At 60.9% G+C, this 14494-nt stretch carries 12 protein-coding genes; 9 read left to right on the forward strand and 3 right to left on the reverse strand.

The window, feature by feature from the left end:
• The first annotated feature begins 46 nt into the window (after positions 1 to 46).
• Positions 47 to 1798, forward strand: a complete 1752-nt coding sequence (locus AC2D8V_RS10130; protein ID WP_484733405.1) for a tetratricopeptide repeat protein — start codon at positions 47 to 49, stop codon at positions 1796 to 1798.
• A 67-nt stretch (positions 1799 to 1865) separates the two neighbouring features.
• Here AC2D8V_RS10130 and AC2D8V_RS10135 read toward each other — a convergent pair whose 3' ends face one another.
• Positions 1866 to 3101 carry an acyl-CoA dehydrogenase family protein gene (locus AC2D8V_RS10135; RefSeq protein ID WP_484733406.1) on the reverse strand — a complete coding sequence of 412 codons (1236 nt, stop codon included), beginning with the start codon at positions 3099 to 3101 and terminating at the stop codon, positions 1866 to 1868.
• A 99-nt stretch (positions 3102 to 3200) separates the two neighbouring features.
• Between AC2D8V_RS10135 and AC2D8V_RS10140 the strand changes: the two genes are divergently transcribed.
• From AC2D8V_RS10140 to AC2D8V_RS10150, 3 genes are all read left to right on the forward strand, one after another.
• Entirely contained in the window at positions 3201 to 4220 is a 1020-nt protein-coding gene (locus AC2D8V_RS10140; RefSeq protein WP_484733407.1) for a phosphotransferase family protein, read from the forward strand.
• A 4-nt stretch (positions 4221 to 4224) separates the two neighbouring features.
• On the forward strand, positions 4225 to 4854 hold the full coding sequence (locus tag AC2D8V_RS10145) for a DsbA family protein (RefSeq protein WP_484733408.1): 630 nt from the start codon (positions 4225 to 4227) through the stop codon (positions 4852 to 4854).
• Between the two features lie 66 nt (positions 4855 to 4920).
• On the forward strand, positions 4921 to 5733 hold the full coding sequence (locus tag AC2D8V_RS10150) for an N-formylglutamate amidohydrolase (RefSeq protein WP_484733409.1): 813 nt from the start codon (positions 4921 to 4923) through the stop codon (positions 5731 to 5733).
• Here the strand turns inward: AC2D8V_RS10150 and AC2D8V_RS10155 are convergent.
• A complete protein-coding gene (locus AC2D8V_RS10155) occupies positions 5707 to 6975 on the reverse strand; it encodes a tetratricopeptide repeat protein (RefSeq protein ID WP_484733410.1) in 1269 nt (422 codons plus the stop codon). The genes AC2D8V_RS10150 and AC2D8V_RS10155 overlap by 27 nt on opposite strands.
• A 77-nt stretch (positions 6976 to 7052) precedes the next feature.
• A complete protein-coding gene (locus AC2D8V_RS10160) occupies positions 7053 to 8417 on the reverse strand; it encodes an MATE family efflux transporter (protein ID WP_484733411.1) in 1365 nt (454 codons plus the stop codon).
• A gap of 205 nt (positions 8418 to 8622) precedes the next feature.
• On the opposite strand from AC2D8V_RS10160, the gene AC2D8V_RS10165 reads away from it, so the two are divergent.
• The 5 genes from AC2D8V_RS10165 to AC2D8V_RS10185 all read left to right on the forward strand — a co-directional run bounded on the left by AC2D8V_RS10165 (position 8623) and on the right by AC2D8V_RS10185 (position 13652).
• The gene (locus AC2D8V_RS10165) at positions 8623 to 9909 is read left to right on the forward strand and encodes an alpha/beta hydrolase family protein (protein WP_484733412.1); all 1287 of its coding nucleotides are present in this window, start codon (positions 8623 to 8625) and stop codon (positions 9907 to 9909) included.
• Positions 9910 to 10236: 327 nt separating this feature from the next.
• Positions 10237 to 10791 carry a hypothetical protein gene (locus AC2D8V_RS10170; protein WP_484733413.1) on the forward strand — a complete coding sequence of 185 codons (555 nt, stop codon included), beginning with the start codon at positions 10237 to 10239 and terminating at the stop codon, positions 10789 to 10791.
• Positions 10792 to 10878 carry a VPLPA-CTERM sorting domain-containing protein gene (locus AC2D8V_RS10175; RefSeq protein WP_484733894.1) on the forward strand — a complete coding sequence of 29 codons (87 nt, stop codon included), beginning with the start codon at positions 10792 to 10794 and terminating at the stop codon, positions 10876 to 10878.
• A 151-nt stretch (positions 10879 to 11029) separates the two neighbouring features.
• Entirely contained in the window at positions 11030 to 12988 is a 1959-nt protein-coding gene (parE, locus tag AC2D8V_RS10180; RefSeq protein WP_484733414.1) for a DNA topoisomerase IV subunit B, read from the forward strand.
• Positions 12981 to 13652, forward strand: a complete 672-nt coding sequence (locus AC2D8V_RS10185; protein WP_484733415.1) for a hypothetical protein — start codon at positions 12981 to 12983, stop codon at positions 13650 to 13652. The genes parE and AC2D8V_RS10185 overlap by 8 nt, the downstream gene beginning before the upstream one ends.
• Positions 13653 to 14494: the final 842 nt, after the last annotated feature.

Here is a 14494-nt window from a genome sequence, read left to right on the forward strand (position 1 = left end):
CACGAGAGATTTGCGCAAAGCTATTTTAGAAACGGCAAAAAATCCTATGACTACAGATCGTGCGGACCGCCGACTCGCCGCTGTGCTTTGCGCAGATGTCGCGGGCTTTTCGCAACTGATGGGCGCGGACGAAGAGGGTACACTGCGCACGCTGAAAGACCTGCACCAGAAAGTCTTTGCGCCGCGTGTGAACGCGCATCGCGGGCGCATCGTCAAACTCATGGGTGACGGTGCGCTGGTCGAGTATGGCTCGGTCGTGGATGCCGTGGATTGCGCCATGGCGGTGCAGCAGGAGATTTCCAAAAGCGAAGCATTGTCTCACATCGCCCTGCGCATCGGCGTGCATGTGGGCGAAATCATTCGCGAAGGCAGCGACATATACGGCAACGGGGTCAACATCGCGGCCCGCTTGCAGGAAGTGGCGCCGCCGGGTGGTGTTGCGCTGAGCGGGCGGGCATTCGAGTACGCCGCCAGCCGGTTCGAAACGCTGTTTGATGATGGCGGGCGCCACACGCTGAAAAACATTTCAGAGCCGGTGCATATCCATCTTTGGGCACGCGACACGCCGGTGTCCCCGCCCACCGGTGCAGCCGCCCCTGACCTGCCTGACAAACCCTCTATCGCGGTGCTGCCCTTTGACAACATGTCCGGCGACCCGGATCAGGAGTATTTTGCCGACGGAGTGGTCGAGGCAATTACCGCAACCCTGTCGCGCATCCGCAGTTTTTTCGTCATCGCCCGCAATTCGGCCTTTGCTTACAAGGGCCGCGCCACCAACGTTCAGCAGATCGGGCGCGAGTTGGGCGTGGCCTATGTGCTGGAAGGGTCGGTGCAAAAATCCGGCAACCGGCTGCGCATCACTGTCCAGCTGATCGACACCTCCAACGGTGCGCATCTGTGGGCCGAAAAATACGATGGCGCGCTGGACGACATCTTTGACTTGCAGGACAAGATCACCGAACAGGTGGCAGGTGCCATGCAGCCGTCGATCCGGCTGGCCGAGGTCGAACGTTCCAAACGCAAACGCCCGCAGGATCTGGGCGCCTATGACTATACCATGCGTTCCCTGCCCCACGTCTGGCAGCTGGAACAGGACGCCGCGACAAAAGCGCTGGAGCTTTTGTCCAAGGCGATGGAAATCGACGAGACCTACCCGCTGGCACGTGCGCTGGCGGCATGGTGCTGGGCGCAGCATTCGGTTTACACATGGGTCGATGACACAAAGGCCGCCCGTGACAAGGCGCTGGCGCTTGCGGAATCAGCGGCCAATAATTCGACTGAAGACCCGCTCATCCTGACCATACTCGGCACGGTCCACACGTTTGCCCGCAATTACGGGGCCGCGCGGGTTTTGCTGGAACGTGCATTACAACTTGACCCGAACGCCGCGTGGACCTTGAGCCGTCTGGGATGGCTTGCCGTCTATGCAGATCGGGCAGACGAAGCGGAGCAATATTTTCAACGTGCCATTCGGCTCAGTCCTCTGGACCCGATCAACTTCAACAACCTCGTGGGTCTGGGCAGCGCCCGTCAGGTTGCCGGAGATGACGTAGGCGCGGCGGAATATTTCGACCGCGCGATGCAGGAACGGCCCAACGCAGTCTGGGTCTTGCGCAACCATGCAGCGGCCCTTTTGGGGGCCGGTCGCCTCGCCGAGGCAGAGGCAACCTGCAAGACGCTGATGCAATACTATCCCAATTTCACCGTCGCCAAGTTCAAGGAGGCGATGGTCTTTTCCGACAAGCTGCTTGACCGGATCGGCAAGCAACTGGAGGCTTTGGGCGTCGAACCCGGATGACCTGACGCGGCAATTCCATTGCCGACATCAAGACATCGAAAACACCCAAGTCATTGATATAAATTTATTAAATCTTTTCCTGCGTGTATTTTCGCAACTCCGTACGGGCGACTTGCCGGCGGTGCACCGCGTCCGGCCCGTCCGCAAAGCGCAATGCGCGTTGCCACGTCCACGCCATCGCCAGCGGGGTATCCTGACTGATCCCCTGCCCGCCATGCATCTGCATCGCCTCGTCCAAAACCTTGAGCGCCATGCGGGGGGCGACAACCTTGATCTGGCTGATCCATGGGGCTGCGGCGCGCGCATCCCCCTGATCCATCATCCACGCGGCTTTGAGACACAACAGCCGGGCCATCTCGATCTCCTGACGGCACTCGGCGATGATGTCGAAATTTGCCCCCAGATGCGCCAGCGGTTTGCCAAAGGCCTCTTTTTGCAAAGATCGGCGGCACATCAGCTCCAGCGCTGCTTCTGCCTGCCCGACCGACCGCATGCAGTGGTGAATCCGCCCCGGCCCCAGCCTTCCCTGCGCGATCTCGAAACCGCGACCCTCGCCCAAGAGCATGTTTTCCGCAGGCACCCGCACATCGGTAAAGCGGATGTGCATATGCCCGTGCGGCGCATCGTCGTGACCAAACACCATCATCGGGCGCAGAATTTCGATCCCCGGTGTTTTGGCGTCCACCACGATCATCGAATGACGTTTGTGTTTTGGCGCGTCTTCGCCTCCCGTCCGCACCATCACGATGTACACAGCACAGCGCGGGTCACCCGCCCCGCTCGCCCAATACTTTTCGCCGTTCAGCACATAGGTGTCGCCGTCGCGCACGCAGGACATCGAGATATTGGTGGCATCCGACGACGCCACGTCGGGCTCGGTCATCAGGTAAGCGGACCTGATTTCGCCCTCCAGTAGCCGAGACAGCCACTGCGCCTTCATCGCATCCGTACCGTAACGCTCGAACACCTCCATGTTGCCCGTATCCGGCGCCGAGCAGTTGAATACCTCGGCCCCCAAAGGCGTGCGCCCCATCTCTTCGGCAAAATAGGCATATTCCACCGTGCTGAGGCCAAACCCGCGTTCACTGTCCGTCAGCCAGAAGTTCCACAGCCCCTCGGCCTTTGCCTTTGCCTTCAGCCCTTCAAGAATTTCCGCTTGCCGTTCGGTGTAGGCCCAGCGGTCCCCCTTGGCGATTTCGGCGTGGTATTCGGCCTCCATCGGCATGACCTCGTCGCGGATCATCGTGGCGACCCGGTCCAGCAGCGCGCGGTTCTCGGCGCGCATCCCAAAATTCATGTCCATTGCTGCACCTCCCTGCTGGCGATCTTCGGGGTTTCGTCTTGCGCCCAGACTTGCTTAGATCAGCAGGCAATGTCCATGGGGCAAGCAAGGGAGAAACGCGTGCACACCTACGACCATGCCGAACTTGAGGCCTACCTGAACGCCCATGTCGACGGCTTTGACACGCTCGACGCCTTTGAAAAGTTTTCCGACGGGCAGTCGAACCCCACATACCGGCTGACCAGCGGACCGAACCTTTTCGTTCTGCGCGCCAAACCGCCGGGCAAGCTGCTGAAATCAGCCCATGCGGTGGATCGCGAATTCCGTGTCATGCGCGCGTTGGCCGAAACAGACGTCCCTGTGCCCCGTGTCCTGCACCTTTCAGGGGAAACAACCCCGCTTGGCACGCAGTTCATGGTCATGGAAATGGTGGATGGGCAGATTTACTGGGATCCCGCTCTGCCCGAGTTTGACAATGCGCAACGCGCGCGCATCTACGACGCGATGAACGCGGTCCTTGCCGCGCTGCACAACGTCGACCCTGCCGCCGTCGGGCTGTCGGATTTCGGCAAACCGGGCAACTACTTTGAACGGCAGGTCACCCGATGGTCCGGCCAGTACAGTCAGGCCGCGACCGAACCGCTGCCCGATGCCGACTGGCTGATGGCATGGCTGGCCGAACATATGGTGGCCGACGACGGCGCCAGCAGCATCGTGCACGGCGACTATCGCATCGACAACATGATCTTTACGCCCCAGACGCTGCGCGTCCGCGCTGTGCTGGACTGGGAACTCTCGACACTGGGGCATCCGCTCGCGGATCTCGCTTACCAGTGCATGCACTGGCGCCTGCCCTACAAGGGTGACTTTCGCGGTTTGGGCGGATTGAGCCGCGATACGATCGGCCTGCCCAGCGAAGACGCCTATGTCGAAACCTACTGCACGCGGCGCCGGATAAACCGGCCCGACAACTGGGAGTTTTATGTGGTCTTTTCCTACTTCCGCTTGCTCGCAATCCTGCAGGGCGTCTATCGGCGCGGACTGGATGGCAACGCGTCAAACCCCGGAAACCTGCATCGCTGGCGCGACATTATCGCGATGATGGCCCGCGATGCGCGGGCCTTGGCAAATCAGATTTAAGCCAATGAAAAAAATCGATTATTTCTACAGCTGCCACTCTGCCTATGCCTATCTGGGGGCATGGCGGCTGCAGGATATCGCCACGGAACACGGCGCTCGGATCATTCACCGCCCCATTGATCTGAACCCGGTGCTCGACGCCGCGGGCAGCCCCGCTTTTCGTGACCGTAGCGCGGCACATGTTGCCTATTTTTTCGGACGCGAACTGGCCCGCTGGGCAGAATACCGCGGCCTTCCGATCCTGCCGCGCCGCCCGACCTATCATGACAATCCACTGGGCCCCGGCAACGGCATGATCATCGCCGCGCAAGAGACCGGCACGGATGCGGATGCGCTGTCGCGTGCCATCCTGCAAGCGCACTGGCGCGATGACGCCGATATGGCGGACCCCGACACGCTGGTCGCGCTGGCCGATGCGCTGGGTCAGGACGGGACCGCCTTGATGCAGGCGGCGCTGTCGCCACAGGTTCAGGCGATCCACGCACAAAACACGGCACATGCGATCGCTCTTGGGCTGTTCGGCTCTCCCACCTATGGGGTAGACGGGGACATGTTCTACGGACAGGACCACCTCGAACTTGTAGACCGCGCGCTGCACACCCCTTTCGCACACGCGCCCGCCACCGAACGCTGACGTAAATCCACCTTAGCGCCCTGTCGGGTATGCCTGCCGGAGCAGAGCAATAACCACGGTGGCCGCATGCCGATAAAAGTTGCCTTGGGCGATGGCCCCCTTGTGATCGCCTTGCCCCGGTCCGGTCAGCACATCCCACAGCTGATCCGCGACCGGATGATGCCCGATCTCGACCTTGCCGACCCTGCCAACGCCAGTCTCGATCAGGTGGTGCGTGCCATGTGCCAAGACATATCGCTGGTAACGGCGCAGTTTCATCCATGTGTTTGCGACGTCAATACGCCAGACCCCTCGCACGCCGATGCGCCGGCGGCTGAGCGGATCGGCGTGGTGCCGACCACGACACGCGACGGGCATCCGCTTTGGCACAGGCCGCCGACCATGGCAGAGGCGGTGCAGTGGCGCGCGCTGTTCTACGCGCCCTTTCATGCAGCGCTGCGTGCACAGATCGCGCGGGTGCGCGCGCGGCACGGGTATGCGGTACTCGCCAGTTTTCAGACACGGCATCCAAGCCAGCATGTGGCCGCATCCGGCACCGGTATTTTCGTTGCCACCCCGACGCAGAATCCGGTCTTGCAGGACATCGCAGACTGGCTGAAAACCGGCATCAGCGCCAGTGGCCGCTTTACCTGCGACTTGGCCGGACCTGACACGACGGGGTGGATCACACGCGGATATTCGAGCCCCGAGCGCCGGATTTACGCCGTGCAGATCGAAGTAAGCGCCGAACTCTACATGGCGGGCACGCGATGGTGCGACAGCATCGACCCGGTTCGCGCGGCACAGCTATGCGACGCGCTGCGCCACGGCTTTTGTGATGCGCTTGTGCGGCTCGGCGCGGGCCGCAAGCCTCTAAGCGGCTATCGCCGCCGACAATAGTGGACGGCGCAGCGCCGCGATGTCGCGTGCGGCTTCGGTTTTGCCCTGCTTGATCAGGGCGGTCAGCAGGGTCTGTTCAACCATGTCGCGCTGCGCGCGGCTGCCGCCCATACGGGCCAGATCACCCATGGCACGGGTCAGATGCCGCGCCGCACCTGCCCAGTCTTTGGCGGCCACCGCACGAAAACCCAGACCGAAGTCAGGCAGCAGATCGGCAATAGGCCCCGCCGGGGCGCTGATGATCTTTTCCAAAGCGTCGTCGCGCCCGGCCATGGCGTGGGCCAGCGCAGCATGGACATCGACAAAACCAAGCCCCGGCATGGGAAACTTCTCGCTGGCGTATTCGCTGACGCTGCGCCACCGGTGCTGATCAACCTCGACACCCGCCATCGTGGCGCGGTGCAGGATTGCGGCCGTGTCGGTCAGGATGTTGATCGCCGGGCTGGAGGATCCGGCCTCCGGTGCCACGGCACCGTCAACCTTCGCCCACATGGTCGCCAGATCGCCCTGCTCCAGCGCCCAGAGCGCCTCGTGCCAGTTAAGATGCGTAAACAGCACGCCGCCCGGATCATACCCGGCCATGTAGTCTGCCAGATAGGCGCGCCCCGCCGCAGTCTCGCCCATCTCGTAGGTGACATGCGAGCGCACATGCGCGCTGTGGGCGCTATCGGGGTTCAGCGCCAGTGCCCGGTCGATCACCTGATCGGCCTTGGCCAGATTGCCCGTTTCACACAGTGCAAAAGCGTATTGGCTGATGATCCACCAGTCCTCGCCATAGTGCGGCAGCAGCCCCGCCACAAAAGCCAGCGTTTCAGCCTCGCGCCCCGGCTGTCCGGAAAACCCGATGAGACCAAAGACCGAAGAACAGGTCTGCGCCACCAGCGCGTCGCGGGGCCAGACTTCGGCATGGGCGCGGATCGCCGCATAGGCCGCCGGCACCTGCCCAGAGAACAAAAGCGCAAAGGCATTCAGATGAGAGGCCTCGCGATCTGTCAGCCCCGCCGCACAGTCCTGCGCACGGGCAACAGACGCGCGTGCGCCCGCCATGTCGTCGGCATATTGCTGCGCCCGACCCAGCGCCACCCAGCCCAGCGCGAAACCCTCGTCAGCGGCCACCGCACGGGCAAAGGCATCCTGCACGCCGGACCGCCCCGAAAGGATCAGGTCCAGCCCATCGACATAGGCATCGCGCGCCGCCGGCTCTGCCGTGCTCAGATCGTTGTCGTATTGGTCTTTCAGCATCTCATACCCCCCGGCTGTGCGCCTTGTATGTTCTCACTAGGCTACGCGGCGACAGCAGGCAAAATCAATAGAAGCCGTCAGGCAGGCGCCGCCCGCAACCCGCGCAGGATCACCATCCAAAAGCGCACCGACAGCAAAACGGCCGCCAAGGCCAGCCCCAACGACAGACCCAGCCAGACGCCAATGCCCTCAAGCCCCAGCGTGAACCCGAAGAGATACGAACACGGCACCCCGACCACCCAGTAGCTGAAGGCAGCCATGACCATGGGGATGCTGGTGTCCTGCACACCGCGCAGCAGGCCCAAGGCAACCGCCTGCGCGCCGTCTACCAGTTGAAACAGCGCAGCCATCGCCAAAAGCCCCACCCCGATCGCAAGGATTTCCACGCGCTGTGGGTCCGTGTCATTCATGAAAAACAGGATAAGCGGCTCGGGCACGGATACGTAGACGATGATCGTCGCCACCGCAAAAGACAGTGACATCCATGTCACCGTAAGTGCGCCGCGCTGCATATGCCCGGGATCGTTGCGGCCATAGGCATTGCCTGCGCGGATCGTGGCCACGTTCGACAGCCCGAGGTGTACCATAAAGGTGACCGAGGCCAATTGCACCGCGATGCCATGCGCCGCCAGAGGCACCGTCCCCAGCCAGCCCATCATTACGGCCGAGGCGGCGAAAAGGCCCACTTCGGACAAAGCGGTCAACCCGATCGGCACACCCAACCGGAAAACCTGCCACATCATCTGCCCGTCAACACGCCACAGGCGCTGAAACAGGGCGTGTTCGGGCAAGGCCAAACGGGCATAAACGATCGTGCCCAAAAGCGATACAACCTGCGTGACGACAGACGCAATCGCCGCCCCCTTGATGCCAAGCTCCGGCGCGCCCCAATTGCCAAAGATCAGCGCATAGTTGACCAACGCGTTGACAACGGCAGCCAGCACGGTGATCCACAATACCACCTGTGTACGCTCCAACGCGGCCAGATAGGATTTCAGCACCATGACCAGCAGCGCCGGAAATATCCCGAACCCCGCAATCCGCAAGTAGACGCTGGCGTCACGCGCCACGCTCTCGCCCTGCCCCATAAGCTGCAGGATCGGGTCAGACCAGATCATAAGCGGCAGCGAGACCACCGCAAATACGCAACTCAGCCACAACCCCATGCGTGTGGCCCGGCGCAACCCGGTGTCGTCGCCCTCGGCCGCAAAAGACGCCACCATGGGCATCACCGCCCAGGCAAAGCCCGACCCGAAAATGAACAGCACAAAGAAATATGTCGACCCCAGCGTCACCGCCGCCAACGCATCGACACTATAGCGCCCAAGCATCAGCGTATCGGTCACGCCAATAGCCATCTGCGCCAGATGCCCACCAATCAGCGGGACACCCAATGTCAGAATCGCGCGCACATGGCCGGGGTATGTCAGCGTTGCCTGCATATCCTTGCCATACGCCTGCACTTCGCCAAGCGAAAGACTTGACGGATCACTGCGCCTGTTTTTTTAGCAGTACCAACCAGTGGTTGCATCCAGGCGACCAGCGCAGTCAGAGCCTGCATCGGCATAACTTCTTGAAATTTTGAAAAAACCTGTCAACTTGAGCGCAAGAAGGCTGGGGAGAGCGTCCTTTAGGCGGAGCCCGAAGATGAAGACACCAAACACAATGGCCGCTGTCGCGGCGGGCATATTGGCCTCGGCTGCTAGCGCAAATCCCATAGACCAGATACGCCCCGATGCACCCGAACTGGCCGACTACGGCTTGTTGCCAGTCGGCGTACAGACACTCTCGATGGTCAATCCCAACCAGATTGACGTGATCTCTATTAATGGTGATGAGGTGCCACGCTACGACCGCCCTCTCACCGTCGAAGTCTGGTACCCCGCGGCCGAGGGCAGCGATGAACGCGGCACCTACACAACGTTTCTGCGTGACGGGCAGACGCCGGTGACCCTTACCGGGCGCGCGATCCGCGATGCCGCCCCTGTCGAAGGCGAACGCTATCCGCTCGTGGTGATCAGCCATGGCTATCCCGGCAACCGATACCTGATGTCCCACCTGGGCGAAAATCTCGCCTCCAAGGGTTATGTCGCGCTCTCTATCGATCACACCGACAGCACCTATGCCGATCAGGCTGCCTTCGGCTCGACGTTGCTGAACCGACCGCTTGACCAGCGATTTGTCATCGACCACATGGCCGAACGCGATGACGACCTTGGGGCCATTATCGACAGCAGCCGCGTGGGTGTGATCGGCTATTCCATGGGCGGGTACGGCGCGCTGGTATTTGGCGGGGCTGGTGTCACGCAGGCATCCACCGAATACAGCTGGGGCACGCCGAACGGATTGCTGCAGCGTCACCTTGCCGGCTCGCAAAGCCACGAAGACCTGTTCGACCCCCGCGTGCGCGGCATCATTGCCATCGGACCATGGGGGCGTAACGCGGGGTTCTGGGATGTCGACGGGCTTGCCGGCCTGCGTGTGCCAACCATGCTCATGGCCGGCGGGTCAGACGATGTGTCCGTCTACGAGGCAATCCGCACAATCTTTGCCGAAAGCACCGGCACAGACCGGCACCTGCTGACATTCGAAAACGCCAACCACAATGCCGCCGCCCCGATGCCTGCACCTCTCGAAAGCTGGCAACCGGTCGAAACCCTCGATTTCGTGCCGTTCGACCACTACGCTGATCCGGTCTGGGACTCGGTGCGCATGAATAATATCGCGCAGCACTTTGCCACCGCCTTTATGGATCTGCACCTCAAGGGCGACGTATCGCGCAGACCCTATTTCGACCTGATCGTGCACGCGGACGATGGCGTGATGGCGCTGGATGAAGAGGCCAACCCAACAGAGGATCACACCTACTGGACCGGATTTGCCGAGCGCACCGCCAAGGGCCTTACCTTCGAAACCCTGCGCAAAGGCGAATAACCACAGATTCGCGTTTTTCCGGACAATCGCACCGCCGTGCCTTCCGAAAGAATGAGCGGCCCGCGCTGCACTGACGCTGTAATGGAAACAATCGCGGAAACTGTGTCGCCAGAGCACAGCAAACGCATGTCAGAGCTGTTTTAAAATGCAGATTTGTGCCCGCATTCGCCCGATACATGAATGTGTCAAAAGTTTGACAAAAGCGTTACAAATCAGTGCCTTATGGCGTCCGGATTTGTTACACTGTGCGGGTAACTAGTCTTCGAGGGATTTAAAATGACTATAAAAGTAAAGGCGCTGGTGATATAGGCAGCAACAAGCGCCCTGTTGGCAATATCTGCCACGGCTGCCACTTCCGCGACATATGTTTACGACCTTTTCGACAATCCGGACGGATCGGAAACAGGCAACGGCTACGATTACGGTCTGCGGCTGGATGACTCCAACAAGTTCTTCTCATTCGAGAACGGCGCCTCCGCCACGCTGAGCTATGATGATGTTGCAAAAACAGCTGAAATCAGCGGCACCATGCGGGAAAGCCTGGGCTTCGACACGGATGGCGCAACCCGCCTCTTCGGCACTCTGTGGACCGTCAGCTATACGATGGACATGCTGACCGATCTGGGCGGCGGTCTGTTTCTGGACGAAACCGGAAACGGCTCCGGTTCGATTTCCGAAACGGGAACATCAATTTCGCTTGGCGCGAAAGCCCGCGGCGATGGCGTCTACTTCTACTTCACCGAGGATTCCAACCGTGACCCCAACACCAACGACGAGCTTTACGTCGGCGAAGGTTGGGTCGGCGGCTCGGGCACACAGGATTTCCTGTTTCTTGGTGAGTTGAACGAAGACATCAGCATCGATCTGCCAACAACGCCGTAGGTGCCACTGCCTGCCGCAGGCTGGATGCTGATTGCCGGTCTGGGCGGTCTTGGCGCGATGCGCCGCCTGCGCAGCAAACAAAGCTGACACCACGCTGTCATCTGACACCACAACGCCCGGGCCACCACGGCCCGGGCTTTTTTATGCCCCCGACGTCACCTGCATTAACGAATGCAGGCTTGCTCCCCCCTGCTGCTCTGCCGTACTCTGGGTGAAACAAACAAAAAAGAGCAGCGGTATGAGCGACCTTCTGTCCACGCAAGCAGAGCCCACGGACTATGATGCTTCTTCCATCGAGGTTCTCGAGGGGCTCGAACCGGTGCGCAAACGCCCCGGCATGTACATCGGCGGCACAGACGAACGTGCCCTGCACCACCTCGTGGCCGAGGTGCTGGATAACTCCATGGACGAGGCCGTCGCGGGCCACGCCACGCGGATCGAGGTCGAACTGCACGCGGACTACGCCGTCACCATCCGCGACAACGGCCGCGGCATCCCGATCGACCCGCACCCCAAGTTCCCCGACAAATCCGCGCTCGAGGTGATCCTGTGCACCCTGCACGCGGGCGGCAAATTCTCCGGCAAGGCCTACGAGACCTCCGGCGGTCTGCACGGCGTCGGCGCGTCCGTGGTCAATGCCCTGTCGGACAGCATGGTCGTGCAGGTCGCCCGCAACAAAGAACTTTTCGAACAGCGCTTTTCGCGCGGCCTGCCGCTGGGGCCGGTTGAAAAGGTGGGGCATGCCCCCAACCGGCGCGGCACCACCGTCACCTTCCACGCGGATGCCGACATCTTCGGCTCCCACCGCTTCAAGCCTGCGCGGCTGTTCAATTCCATCCGCTCCAAGGCCTATCTCTTCTCCGGCGTCGAAATTCGCTGGAAATCCGCCATCGACGACAATGAGACCCCGACCGAGGCAACCTTCCACTTCCCCGGCGGCCTGTCCGACTATCTGGGCGAAACCCTCGGCACCGCCACCACCTACGCCGATGCCCCCTTTGCCGGCACCGTCGATTTCAAAGAGAAATTCGGTCAGGCAGGCAAGGTCGAATGGGCGATCAACTGGACGCCCTCGCGCGACGGCTTCATCCAGTCCTACTGCAACACCGTCCCCACTCCCGAAGGCGGCACCCATGTCGCCGGCTTCTGGGCCGCGATCCTCAAGGGCATCAAGGCCTATGGCGAGCTTTCCAACAATCGCAAGGCCGCCCAGATCACCCGCGAAGACCTGATCTCGGGCGGCTGCGCGCTGGTCTCCTGCTTCATCGCCGATCCCGCCTTTGTCGGCCAGACCAAAGACCGCCTCTCGACCGAGGCCGCGCAGAAGATGACCGAAGGCGCGGTGCGCGACCACTTCGACAACTGGCTCGCAGCCGATACGAAGTCCGCCGGTGCCATCCTCGACTTCCTCGTGCTGCGCGCCGAAGAGCGCCTGCGCCGTCGTCAGGAAAAGGAAACCGCCCGCAAATCCGCCACCAAGAAACTGCGCCTGCCCGGCAAGCTGACCGACTGTACGTCAAAGGACCGCGCCGGCACCGAACTCTTCATCGTCGAAGGCGACTCAGCGGGCGGCTCAGGCAAGGGTGCGCGCAACCGTGAGACGCAGGCGCTGCTGCCGCTCAAGGGCAAGATCCTCAACGTACTGGGCGCGGCCTCCTCCAAGTTGGGCACCAACGCCGAGATCAACGATCTGTGCGAAGCGCTCGGCGTCGGCATGGGCACCAAGTTCAACCTTGATGACCTGCGCTATGACAAGATCATCATCATGACCGACGCCGACGTGGACGGGGCCCACATCGCCTCGCTCCTGATGACGTTTTTCTTTACCCAGATGCGCCCGCTGATCGATGGCGGGCACCTCTACCTCGCCTGCCCGCCGCTCTTCCGCCTGACCCAAGGGGCCAAACGCGTCTACTGCCTCGACGAGGCGGAAAAAGAGACATGGCTGGAAAAGGGCTTGGGCGGCAAAGGCAAGATCGACGTCAGCCGCTTTAAAGGTCTGGGAGAGATGGACGCCAAAGACCTCAAGGAAACCACGATGGACCCGAAAACCCGCAAGCTCATCCGCGTGAGCATCGACGAGGACATGCCGGGCGAAACCGGCGATCTGGTCGAGCGCCTGATGGGCAAAAAGCCGGAGTTGCGCTTTCAGTACATTCAGGAGAACGCGAAGTTCGTGGAGGAGTTGGATGTTTGAGAAAGCGATCGTGGGCGGCATTACAATGGCGCTCGATGACGTCCCTGACAAGGTTCGCCAACAAATGATTCAGAATTGGAAAAACAAAGGAGGAGCAGAATATTACAGAGGTTATGGAGTAATCGGCGATACCTATCGTTCATTCGCCGGCATTCGACAACCATCCGATACGTATAATCGCGCTTTCAAAGAAATGGACCTCAAAACCAAGCTTTTGAACCTGACGGAGATACCCGGCACAGAAGAGCGCTGGAAGCGCAAGTTCTGTTTCGCAAAAAGGGTTTCCGAGCACTTCTCCTACACTGACCCTAACAAAGGTAAACCGGCCGAAAAAGAAGCATTTCAGTGCAAGGTCCTTAAACTCTTTGACCTGTCTTTAAAGGCTTTAGCAGCTTTGGAACAATTGGACGATAACCTCCTGCAACGAGTCGATGCACCGTTAGACAAGTATTCACTGACACCGTTGGTCAAAAAAATAATTGGAGTTCCAATCTTTAAAGGTCGTGTTTCTATGGGTGCGATCAAGACATTCCAGCAATACGAACTGGCACAAAGCTACATCCGTGAGAACTTCAAGTCAGGTCCACCTATCTACTACGATGTGATCATTACTGAACTCGCTAGACACCCCGAGAAATACATCGATTTTAAGTTCAAAACATAATCCTCTCGCTTAACTGCAAGCCCGAGGCCCCGCCTCGGGCCGCGCCCGACCTCCCCCACGGGGAGGGCGCACTGCGTGCTCCCTCGATGCTACCGCATCCCTCCGGCTTCAGTCTGTCCACCGGACAGCCTGCAAGACAGCCTCCGGCCCGAGGTCGGGCGCAACCCTGATCCGCTGTTTCACATCGAGTCTGCAAAGGCTCCGCCCGTTCGACCTTAAAACCTTCCACTGGAAGGTTTCCGAGAAAGGTCTCACCCTCCCCCGTCACGCCAGAGGGTGCCAGAACAAAACAGCGCACCTCTGGTGCGACCGGCGCGCGCGTTTCATGCCTCCAATGTTCTGCGAACCGCTTCAGCCTCAAACTGTCTACCGGACAGTTTGCACCACGCCCTCAGGCCCGAGGTCGGGCGCGGTTCTGATGTGCCGCTTCGTCGCCGCGCCAAAGGCTTCGCCCGTTCGCGGCTTGTCGTGTTAACTGGCTGCCTCATCAGCTCTGCCCAACCACCGGCCCTCTCCGCACAGGCAGGACGCACTGCGTGCCCCTGTGCGGCGCCCGTTCCGGCCTCAATCGTCCTGCTGGGCTTTCCGCAGGGCAAAATGTGCCGAGTATCGCATGCGCAACCTCCTCCGATGCAAAACGCCCTCCGGCCCGAGGATAAGACAGGATAAAGAAAGCAGTCAGCGGATGTTTGCCCCTTCGAACGGGCGGCGCCCCGACGGGCGCGGCCCAGACCTATCCCCGACCAACGCGCCTTGTGCCCGAAACACCCACATCCCGTTACAAACTCGCACCACTGCCGGGCGTCCATCCCCCATGAAAGCCTTGCGCGCCCTTTTCATCG

This window comes from Roseobacter sp. YIN89 (assembly GCF_057219365.1).